Source organism: Syntrophorhabdus sp. (assembly GCA_012719415.1).
Classification (GTDB): Bacteria; Desulfobacterota; Syntrophorhabdia; order Syntrophorhabdales; family Syntrophorhabdaceae; genus Delta-02.
Map to the genome: position 1 here is coordinate 1 of JAAYAK010000188.1, position 9,736 is coordinate 9,736.

12 protein-coding genes are annotated in these 9,736 nt (G+C 57.5%); 5 read left to right on the forward strand and 7 right to left on the reverse strand.

From position 1 onward, the window contains the following. The coding region (locus GXX82_10840) for a cupin domain-containing protein (protein ID NLT23533.1) at window positions 1-284 on the reverse strand (284 nt) is incomplete at its 3' end. Window positions 285-406: 122 nt separating this feature from the next. Between GXX82_10840 and GXX82_10845 the strand changes: the two genes are divergently transcribed. The 3 genes from GXX82_10845 (at window position 407) to GXX82_10855 (ending at window position 3,778) form a co-directional block, all read left to right on the forward strand. Further along, a complete protein-coding gene (locus GXX82_10845) occupies window positions 407-1,840 on the forward strand; it encodes an aspartate ammonia-lyase (protein NLT23534.1) in 1,434 nt (477 codons plus the stop codon). Next, window positions 1,837-3,075 carry a [FeFe] hydrogenase H-cluster maturation GTPase HydF gene (gene hydF / locus GXX82_10850; protein NLT23535.1) on the forward strand — a complete coding sequence of 413 codons (1,239 nt, stop codon included), beginning with the start codon at window positions 1,837-1,839 and terminating at the stop codon, window positions 3,073-3,075. The genes GXX82_10845 and hydF overlap by 4 nt, the downstream gene beginning before the upstream one ends. A 256-nt stretch (window positions 3,076-3,331) precedes the next feature. Beyond that, complete coding sequence (locus tag GXX82_10855; protein NLT23536.1) at window positions 3,332-3,778, forward strand: CBS domain-containing protein; 447 nt, start codon at window positions 3,332-3,334, stop codon at window positions 3,776-3,778. A 3-nt stretch (window positions 3,779-3,781) separates the two neighbouring features. Here GXX82_10855 and hydE read toward each other — a convergent pair whose 3' ends face one another. The 5 genes from hydE to GXX82_10880 all read right to left on the reverse strand — a co-directional run bounded on the left by hydE (window position 3,782) and on the right by GXX82_10880 (window position 6,786). Then, complete coding sequence (gene hydE / locus GXX82_10860; protein NLT23537.1) at window positions 3,782-4,918, reverse strand: [FeFe] hydrogenase H-cluster radical SAM maturase HydE; 1,137 nt, start codon at window positions 4,916-4,918, stop codon at window positions 3,782-3,784. Continuing rightward, window positions 4,894-5,217, reverse strand: a complete 324-nt coding sequence (locus GXX82_10865; protein ID NLT23538.1) for a cupin domain-containing protein — start codon at window positions 5,215-5,217, stop codon at window positions 4,894-4,896. The genes hydE and GXX82_10865 overlap by 25 nt, the downstream gene beginning before the upstream one ends. Before the next feature lie 148 nt (window positions 5,218-5,365). Further along, on the reverse strand, window positions 5,366-5,833 hold the full coding sequence (locus tag GXX82_10870) for a tetratricopeptide repeat protein (protein NLT23539.1): 468 nt from the start codon (window positions 5,831-5,833) through the stop codon (window positions 5,366-5,368). Further along, entirely contained in the window at window positions 5,788-6,330 is a 543-nt protein-coding gene (locus GXX82_10875) for a peptidase C39 family protein (GenBank protein ID NLT23540.1), read from the reverse strand. Before GXX82_10875 ends, GXX82_10870 begins: the two co-directional genes overlap by 46 nt. Before the next feature lie 66 nt (window positions 6,331-6,396). Next, complete coding sequence (locus GXX82_10880; GenBank protein ID NLT23541.1) at window positions 6,397-6,786, reverse strand: PA2779 family protein; 390 nt, start codon at window positions 6,784-6,786, stop codon at window positions 6,397-6,399. Window positions 6,787-7,015: 229 nt separating this feature from the next. Here GXX82_10880 and eno point away from each other — a divergent pair, with 229 nt between their 5' ends. Further along, window positions 7,016-8,299: a phosphopyruvate hydratase gene (gene eno, locus GXX82_10885; protein ID NLT23542.1), complete on the forward strand. Its 1,284-nt coding sequence runs from the start codon at window positions 7,016-7,018 to the stop codon at window positions 8,297-8,299. A 72-nt stretch (window positions 8,300-8,371) separates the two neighbouring features. Here eno and GXX82_10890 read toward each other — a convergent pair whose 3' ends face one another. Continuing rightward, window positions 8,372-8,605, reverse strand: coding sequence for a hypothetical protein (locus GXX82_10890; protein NLT23543.1), 234 nt, complete (start codon window positions 8,603-8,605; stop codon window positions 8,372-8,374). Window positions 8,606-8,801: 196 nt separating this feature from the next. Between GXX82_10890 and GXX82_10895 the strand changes: the two genes are divergently transcribed. Further along, entirely contained in the window at window positions 8,802-9,713 is a 912-nt protein-coding gene (locus GXX82_10895) for a magnesium transporter CorA family protein (GenBank protein NLT23544.1), read from the forward strand. The last annotated feature ends 23 nt before the right edge of the window (window positions 9,714-9,736 follow it).

Here is a 9,736-nt window from a genome sequence, read left to right on the forward strand (position 1 = left end):
TGGGGTTTGTTTGCCGGCATGATGATCATCTCACCGCCTCTCACGGAATGGGGCTTGCCGTCGATGGTTATCCGGGCCTCGCCCTCGATGATATACACTGCCGCGTCGAAGGGGGCGGTGTGTTCGCTCAAACCCTCGCCCTCATCGAAGGCGAAGACCGTCATCGTGCCCGCGGGCTTGCGCACGATCTCGCGGCTCACGACGGAATGCTCCTGGTAAGCGGCAAGGTCTCCAAGGCTGAACGCCCGGGTCTCATTTCCTGTGGGTATGAAGTTCTCTGCCATGATCTGCCCTCCTTATAGTAATTGTATAGAACAGAACGTCCAAAGTGAAATTGACCTGGGTCAAGACGGCCTTCGAGGACTTTGCTTGATTGTTTCTTCCCGCCGGTTTATAACAAAGAACCATGGGCGATTTCAGGATCGAAGGGGATCTTCTGGGCGAGATGAAGGTGCCTGCCAGCGCGTACTACGGCATTCATACCCAAAGGGCGCTGAGGAATTTTCCCGTCTCCTCTTTCCCCGTTCCCCGGGAACTGATCGTTGCCCTCGCCGAGGTGAAAGAGGCCTGCGCCGTCGCCAATATGCGGGCGGGCCTTCTTGACCTCAAGCGCGGAGAAGCGATCGTCGCGGCCGCGAAGGAGGTCGCGGGCGGCGCCCTCGCGGACCAGTTCATGGTCGACGCTCTGCAGGGAGGGGCGGGGACGTCGACGAACATGAACGTGAACGAGGTTCTGGCCAACCGCGCTATAGAGATCCTTGGGGGGCAAAAGGGAGATTACGGTATCGTGGATCCCTTAGGTCATGTCAACCTTTCCCAATCCACCAACGACGTCTATCCCACGGCAGTGAAGGTTGCGGCAGTCAGGCTCGTCATCGTGCTCTCCGAGACTATCGCGCGCCTTCAGGGTGCCCTGCAGAAGAAAGAGCAGGAGTTCGCCGGCATCCTCAAACTCGGCCGGACCGAGATGCAGGACGCCGTCCCCATCACCCTGGGGCAGGAGTTCGGGGCCTTCGCGGAGGCCTTTGCCCGCGACAGGTGGCGCCTGTTCAAGGTGGAGGAGCGGCTGCGGCAGGTCAATCTCGGCGGCACGGCCGTCGGCACGGGCCTTAACGCGAAACGTGAATACATCTACGCGGCCATCGACGCGCTGCAGGACATCACGGGGCTTAACGTCGCCCGGGCCGAGAACATGGTCGACGTCACGCAGAACGCCGATGTCTTTGCCGAGGTCTCGGGGCTTGTGAAGGCGGCCGCCGTCAATCTGGCCAAGGTGTCGTCGGATATGCGTCTCATGTCCATGGGCCCGCGGGGAGGTCTTGCCGAGATAAGGCTCCCCGCTCTCCAGGAAGGTTCGTCCATCATGCCCGACAAGGTGAACCCCGTCATCACGGAGATGGCGACCGGCGTTGCCTTTCAGGTCATGAGCCTCGACCACGCCATTACCCTTTCGGCGGCGTCGGGGCAGTTCGAACTCAACGCGTTCCTGCCGCTTATCGCCTTCAACCTCCTGACGGAGCTCAAGCTTCTCGCAAACGCGGTCTCCATCTTCCGCACTCATCTGGTCGAAGGGATAGAGGCGGATGAGGAGCGCTGCAGGCGGTGGCTTGAGGAGAGTCTCTGCCTTGCCACCGCGCTTGCGCCGTACATCGGCCACGAAAGGGCCGGTGAGCTCTCAAAGGCGGCCCGGGAAGAAGGAAAGACGATCGGTGAGGCCGCCGTCGAGAGGGGGTTGTTCTCGGAAGAGGAGATCGAAGCCATTTTCCAGGCGCGCGAGTTGACGAGGCCGGGCGTGGCGGGGTCGAAAAAAGTGAAGAAAAGCAAGGAAGGACAGACGTGACAGATACGACACTCAATCAGACGCCCAGGGGAAGCCGTCTCCACATCGCCATCTTCGGCAGGAGAAATGCGGGTAAGTCGAGTCTCATAAACGCGTTGACGAACCAGGACATCGCCATTGTTTCCGATGTTCCCGGAACCACCACGGACCCCGTCTACAAGTCTATGGAGATACTCCCCATCGGGCCCGTCGTCATCATCGATACGGCCGGTATCGATGATGTGGGAGAACTGGGCAGGCTTCGCATAGAAAAGGCCCTCGGTGTTCTCAACAAAACGGACCTCATGCTTCTTGTCGTCGATCCCGCCGCGGGTGCCGGCAGGTTCGAGGAGGAGGTCATCGAAAAGGCCCGTGAGAAGAAGGTGCCCGTCATCATCGTCGTCAACAAGGCGGACCTTTATCCGCGATTCAGCACTGAGGAGGTCCTTCCCGGCACCGCTCTGCCAGTCGTGGCCGTGAGCGCGCTGACCCGTCAGGGTATCGACGAGTTGAAGATGGCCATGATCAGGGAAGCGCCGAAGGATTTCATGAATCCCACGATCCTGGGAGACCTCATCTCTCCCGGCGACACGGTGGTGCTCGTTGTACCCATCGATCTTGCCGCGCCGAAGGGGAGACTCATCCTCCCCCAGGTCCAGACGATCCGCGATATCCTGGACCACGACGGCATGGCTTACGTGGTGAAGGAACGGGAACTGAAAGGAGCGCTGGCAAAGCTGAAAGACAAGCCGCGGCTTGTCGTCACCGATTCCCAGGCGTTCCTCAAGGTCGCCGCCGATACACCAAAGGATGTCCCCATGACCTCATTCTCGATACTCTTCGCCCGCCATAAAGGAGACCTCGCGACGCTCGTGGAAGGGGCGAAGGCGGTGGAGAACCTTGTTCCCGGCGACAGGGTGCTCGTTTCCGAGGCCTGTACACACCACCGCGTGGAGGACGATATCGGGACGGTGAAGATACCGAGATGGCTGAACCAGCTGGTGGGCGGGCCCCTCGATTACACCTGGGTGAGCGGTCTCGAACTGCCGAAGGACCTGTCGGGATACAAGCTGATCATTCACTGCGGCGCCTGCATGATAAACCGCAAGGAAATGCTTCATCGGTTGATGGTGGCCAAACATGCCGGGATCCCTGTTGTCAACTACGGGGTCCTTATCGCCTATGTCATGGGAATCCTCGAACGGACGCTGAAGCCCTTCCCGGAACTGACCGAAGTCCTGGAAGACGATGGCTGAGCGTCTCCGGGCTTCCTTTACTTTTCGGTATCCGGGCAATATACTTATACGACGGAGGCCAAAGCATGGATCGACGGCATGGATGGGAAAGGGCCGATTTCCTCCGTCGCTCTTTGCGGCCGCGCGTCAGCTCGGTAGGATCGAGGCGGGGGCGAGAATGCGCTTGCCTGCCTCAGTCGTTGACTATATACTTTAACAAGACAGGCTTGGATCTGCACAGGGGTCATGAAAAAAAAGACAAGGGGGCTTAAGAGCTATGAAGACTGCAAAGGATATGCTCAAGGAGAAGAAGAAGGACATCTGGTCCATCGGACCGAACAAGACCGTTTTTGATGCGCTGAAGATCATGGGCGAGAAGGAGATCGGCGCACTGATGGTCATTGACGACAAAGGAAGGGTGCACGGGATCGTCTCCGAGAGGGACTACGCGCGCAAGATCATCCTCAAGGGAAAGACGTCGGCTCAGACCAAGGTGTCGGAGATCATGACCCCCGCGGACAAGATGTTCACGGTGAAGCCCGAGACATCCGTCGAGGACTGCATGGTCCTCATTACGGCGAAACGCATAAGACACGTCCCCGTGTTTGACAACGACAAGTTCGTCGGCCTCATCTCCATCGGTGACGTGGTCAAATCGATCATATCGGAGAAGGACATGCTCATCGAGCATCTGAGCAACTACATCGCCGGAAAATACGTTTAAGGTTCATCTCTGTCCCGGTTGCTCCTTTTTCTTGAAGGAGTGGCCGGGACCTCGTCCCACTCGTCTCCCCAGGGACTCGATCCGTGCTATCGCGGCGGTCCTGCATTCCTCGGGCTCTTCATCCACAGAAGGCTTTCCCGGATAGAGAAGGTATTCCTTCTTGTAGCGGACGGGAGTGATATTGGGCATGAAGACGTTCGCGCCCCTTGCGAGGGCGAGGTTCCGTCCCTCGCCGGGAAAGACGGCGTCGAAGGCTGTTGTTGCCGGTATGTGGGCGTCGGGGTTGAATATGCGCAGCGTCGCCAGGGCCCTGAAGAACATATCGGGGTCATCGTGATAGGCGTTCTTCGTTCCGCACAGAGGGGTGTCCGGGTGGGGGATGAAGGGGCCGATCCCGATCATGTCGAGGTCGAGACGGCGGCACAACAGGATGTTGTCCGCCAGCACTCCCACGGTCTCACCGGGGAGCCCTATCATGAATCCGCTGCCCGTCTGCACCCCGAGGCCCTTGAGGTCTTCGAGGCAGCGCAGCCGGTCACCGAGGCTCGATCCCGGATGGAGGCGCGCGAAAAGCGCCGCGTCGGACGTCTCGAAACGGAGAAGATACCGGTCCATGCCGCACTCGCGCCAGTAGCGGTATGTCTCGAGGGGTCTGTTGCCAACGGAGACGGTAACGGCCAGGCCGGTCGCTTCCTTGATCCGTCTTATGAGGAGCCCGAGTCTTTCATCTCCGATCCCCGGCGTCTCGCCCGATTGAAGGACAACGGTGGTCTGGCGGAAACGGCCCATCGTATCCGCTATCGCCAGTATCTCGTCGGGAGACATCACGTACCGGGCGACATTCCTGTTGGAGGCCCGTATCCCGCAGTAGAGACAATCGTTGACGCATATGTTGGAGAACTCGATTATCCCCCTGATGTACACGTCATCACCCATGTGGTTCTTCCGCACCACATCGGCATGCCGGTACAGTTCTCCGAGCGCCCCATCGGTCGCGCCAAGCATTTCAAGGGCGCGATCCCGTGTATATTCACCTGCCATGGCTGAAAATATACCTGATAAGAGGTCCTTTCCGCAACAGTGGGAGTCTTTGTGCTGGTACGTGTCTTGTGGCGTCAGGCAAAATACACGGCCACCCATATCGTGGGTTCCCCGTCGTCTGTGCGTGTCACTCTGTGTCGCCGATGCGGCGGGATGAGGATGTGGTCTCCCGGGAGAAGGGTGACAACGTCGGTCTCCCCCTCGAAGAGGATGTCGGCGCTTCCCGTGAGGAGAATGACCCATTCGCTGCGCTTATCGTCGTACCAGGAGCCTTGCGGTGTCACCTGGCCCCGGGAGATGATCCTTTCGATCCTGACGGCCCCGCTCGCCGCGATGGTCTCGAATATCTCGTCGGGGATATCGGAGGGGATGGGGGAGAAGACGTTCTGCTTTTTCATGGTATCCTCGATTGAAGAAGACAATGACCAATGATCAAATTCCAATGACCAGAAAAACAGACAATGATCAATGACCAGAGGTGATGCAATCGGTCTCTTCTACCCTTCTATCTGGTCAATTGGTTATTGTGATTTGGTCATTGTCCTCTTATTTGGTCATTGTCTTTTCCTTTATTTTCTGCAAAGTGTCTTTGAATTCCTCTTTGTCCGGGGCGAGTTCGACGGCCTTTCCCGCGAGTTTTTCCGCCTCGTCGAGATTCCTGTTCGTTGTGAAGTAGAGCCAGGCGAGGTTGTTGTATGCCCGGGGGTCGCCGGTCCTGTCGATCGCCTCGCGGTAGTGCTCCTCGGCCTTTGAGAATTCCTTCTTGTTAAAGAAGACGTTGCCCATGTAGAGATAGGCGACGGGCAGGGTCCGTGAGGCCTTTTCGTATTCCTTCAGTGCCTCGTCAAGCTCACCCGATCTCTCATAGGTCACTCCGAGATCGATGTGTTCCCGCGGTGTCAAGGGATCATTGAGGACGAGTATCCTCGGAAGACTGCAGGAGCAGAGGCAAAAGAGCAGGCCCGCTGTCAGGAGGGAAAGAGCCGGAGTGACCAGTAACCTGTCTTTTTCCATATTTCCTCCAGATCGGACGTCGGGACGACCTGTCTTTCCTTGCGGCCCGAATTCACGATGATGCCGTTCCCGGTGTAGCCCGTCGCCACCAGGAAGTGATCGAGCCGATAGATGGACCCGCCGTAGTCGACAAGAAGAATGACGGGTACCCCCCTGTCGATGCTCTCACGCAGACGGCTCACGGAACCCGTGAATTGCTCCGTCACGAAGCCTTTCTTCCTCGGGTAGTTCTCGAGGTCCGTGGGCAGGATGCCCCGTGCCCCGGGGCTGTAGATGGCCCGCGCTATCTCATCGACACCGATCCTGACGGTGCTGCCGCTGCGGGCATACCAGTAGTTCATGACCGTCGCGAGGGCAGCCGGACCGCACTGATACTCCTCCTGGGGGAAGAAGGGGACATTGGAAAGGACCTTTGCCCCTTCGGGAAGTGGGGCAGGCCCGGAGGCGCAGGCGTAGAGGAGAAGGATAAGGGCGCACAGGAACGGTAAGACCTTCATAGATATGCGTGCGGCCGCCGGGCGGCTCAAAAAGCGCCCGGCGGTCCTTTCGTCGCGAATGTCCTGCTATTGTGTCACCACGACCTTCTTGCCCGTGGTGAGGTTTATGATGAGAATGACGAGCAGTATGATAACGAGAACGGCTATGACGATACCAAGCCCGCTATCCTTGCCCACTCTCAGATCGTCAAGCTTCTGGGCGAAACTGTGGATCTGCGCATCCGTCATTTCCGAGACCCGTGACGCGATCTCTTCCGGAGAGAAACCGAGGTCGAGGAGTCTTTGTCTTACGAGCTTCATCTCGAGGACTTCCTGTATCTTCTGAATATCGGCGTCCCTTTGCGCATGAGGGATGCCGATCGTTTCCGATGGAAGAAATGCGGCATCGACACGGGGGGCGATGCCGATGATGAACATCGCTGCGATGAGATAATAAACCAGGGTTCTTCTGGCCATGTCGTCACCTCCTTTCGAATCGACCCGATTGATCGTATGTAACAGTTATATATCCGATATGCGGTGGTTTGTAAACCCTTTTGAGACTGGGCTCAAGGGGTGTGTTCCGGTTGGATCCCCGTCCGTAACAGCATATGACCATTGAAGGATATCGGTTCCTGTGGTATCCTGCACTCATATCGGCCGATGGTTTGCAGGGCCGGTTTCCTTACAAAACAAGGAGGTTCTCATGTCAACGATATATGATGTGTACGCACGGGAGATACTGGACAGCAGGGGAAATCCCACCGTGGAGGTCGAGGTCGTCCTGGAAAGTGGAGCGATGGGCCGGGCAATGGTGCCCTCGGGCGCCTCCACCGGTGAAAGGGAGGCCCTTGAACTGCGCGACGGTGACGTGAAGAGGTACAAGGGCAAGGGGGTGCAGAAGGCCGTCGAGAACGTGAACAACATCATCGCCCCCGAAGTCGAAGGGCTCGATGCCCTTGACCAGGCCTACATCGACAAGGTCCTTGTCGACGCCGACGGCACGGAGAACAAGAGCGTTCTCGGCGCCAACGCAACCCTGGGTGTCTCGATGGCTGTCACACGGGCCGCGGCGGACTTTCTCGGGGTGGATCTCTACCAGTACATCGGGGGCATCAGGGGACGGGAGATCCCTGTTCCCATGATGAATGTCATCAACGGCGGCGCTCACGCCCAGAACTCCCTTGATGTCCAGGAGTTCATGATCGTGCCCGCCGGCGCGCCGTCCTTCAGCGAAGCCCTGAGGATGGGAGCGGAGGTGTTCCACACCCTGAAGGGCATCCTGAAGGATAAGGGATACTCGACGGGTGTCGGCGACGAAGGCGGTTTCGCGCCGCAGATACAATCGACCACGGAGGCCCTCGATACGCTCATGAAGGCCATAGCCAAGGCCGGTTTCAAGGCGGGGAAGGATGTCTTCCTGTCCCTCGATGTCGCCGCGAGCGAGCTTTACAAGAAGGGGAAATACCACATAGACGGCAACGTCTGGGACGCGGGCAAGCTGGTGGACTTCTACGAGGCGATCGTGAAGAAATACCCCATCGTTTCCATAGAGGACGGGTTCGCCCAGAATGACTGGAAAGGCTGGAAGATATTCACGGACCGGTGCGCTTCGACCATACAGATCGTCGGTGACGACATCTTCGTGACGAACCCGAAGATCTTTGCCGAAGGGATACGGAAGGGGATCGCCAACAGCATCCTCATCAAGCTCAATCAGATCGGCACAGTCACGGAAACGCTGACGACGATCGAGATGGCCAAGCGGTCGGGGTACACCTGCGTGATCTCTCACCGCTCCGGCGAGACCGAGGACACCTTCATAGCGGACCTTGCCGTCGCGACCAACGTGGGACAGATCAAGACGGGGTCCGCGTCGAGAAGCGAAAGGATCGCGAAGTACAACCAGCTCCTCAGGATCGAGGATGAACTCGGCGAACTGGCGATATTCGGCGGTACAGGCGTTTTTTACAGCGTCAGGAAGAAGTAGAGGCTCCGCAGGCGATACGGGATATTCAGGACCAGCGATCCCTGAAGAGGAGAGGGCGCTGGTCCTTTTCGATCACCTGGGGGGCTTGGTGGAACTGTCCTTCTTTGGCTGGGTGGCCGCGTTTTCGCAATCCCTCAGGCAATCCTGGTAGCACCTGGCCTCTTTTTCCTTCGTGCACTTCGAATCCGTGCAGCAATCGGAAAGGCAGTACTCGCGACAGGACGAGGCGATCGCCGGCGGGGACGACAGAATGGCCGCTGCGGCGATCAGGGCCATCAGGGCCGATGCGAGAAGAAGTCTTTTCATCGTATCATCTCCTTGATATGGGGTATGACGATTTATAGCACTATGGTTCCGGACAGTCAATGTCCTGCGTCACACTTGAGGTCGTGCCGGGAATGATGTCAATGGACATGCCGGTTTTTTGTTGAGAATTTCGGTGCTTTTTCGGGAGAGATGGGATACATTGTACGTATCAATCCAAACATGAACGGTATCTCGTATGGTAAAGCTCTACAACATAGTGGATTCCCGGGTAACGGAATGTGTCGGTGCCGCGGAGAACATAGCCGTCTACATCAATCCCGATGAGAACGAGAGACGGCATCTCATCGACCAGTACCAGATAGACGAGCACACCCTTCAGTCGGCCCTTGACCCGGATGAGCTTTCCCGTATCGAGATCGAGTCGAATCATGTCGCCATCATTCTCAAGGTACCCGTCAATTATCAGGCCGAACACGCCTTCGAGTTCCTCGTTTCATCCATGGGCATGTTCCTCTTCGAGGACAAGCTTGTCATCGTGATGGCCGAGGACCTCCCCATCTTCGACAGCAAGACCTTCGCCCGTGTCAGCCGTCTCGCCGAAACGATGCTGAAGATCGTCAACTACAGCATCTTTCGGTTCCTGGAGCACTTAAGGGTCATCGACATGGTCTCCGACGAACTGGGCGAGAAGATCAGCACCTCCATGGAGAACACGTACCTTCTCAACCTCTTCGCGCTGGAGAAGAGCCTTGTGTACTATCAGAACGCGATCAACTCCAACTCCGTCCTCATCGAGAAGATGAAGATATACACGCAGCGGATAGGATTCACCGTCGATGACACGGAGCTCCTCGACGACATCACCATCGAGAATACCCAGTGCTACAAGCAGGCGGAGATCTATTCCAACATTCTCGCCAGCATGATGGATGCCAGGGTTTCCATCGTGAACAACAACCTCAACATCCTGATGAAGAAACTGACCATGATAACCATCGCCATCATGGTCCCGACCTTCGTCGTCAGTGCTTTTTCCATGAATGTCGCCATTCCTGTCCAGAAGCATCCCCACGCGTTCTGGATAATCCTCGCCATAGCATTCGCCGCCATGTTCGGTTTTTTCTTCTCCTGGAGGATGAGGAAGTAGAGAGACGGCTTGAGCCGCTTGAA